The 462-nt window shown below is 26.4% G+C and carries 1 pseudogene; it reads right to left on the bottom strand.

What is annotated here, in order from left to right:
• Positions 1-462 (bottom strand): annotated as a pseudogene (locus CP965_RS14020) (phosphomannomutase/phosphoglucomutase); the annotation flags it as partial.

The raw sequence follows: 462 nt of genomic DNA, 5'->3' as shown, positions 1-462 counted from the left end.
CATTTAACTTCACCAATAACAGTAGGATTTTTTATAAATTTAGAGAAGAATATTGCTAAAATATCTCCTTTAAAGTTATATTTTGGTGAAAGTAAAGCAATTCTATCTGCATCACCATCATAAGCAAATCCAAAATCAAATTCACCAGTTGCTAACTCTTTTTTTATATCTTCTAAAGTATGCTCATCACTTGGATCTGGATGATGATTTGGGAAATTTCCATCTGGTTCTTCAAATAAAATTTTATACTTAATATTTAATTTATCAAGAATTTCTCTTAATACAACGCCAGCAACACCATTCCCACAATCAAAAACAAATTTTTTATTTTCAAGTTTTAAGTGTGAAAAACTTTTTACTATATAAGCTATATATCTATTTTTAGAATCAATTACTATTGTTTCTTCATTATCTTCTATTATTGTATTGTCCGCTAGAATTTCTCTTCCAAGTGAATAAATA

Source organism: Halarcobacter mediterraneus (assembly GCF_004116625.1).
Classification (GTDB): domain Bacteria; phylum Campylobacterota; class Campylobacteria; order Campylobacterales; family Arcobacteraceae; genus Halarcobacter; species Halarcobacter mediterraneus.
This window is presented reverse-complemented; position numbering and strand designations above follow the sequence as displayed.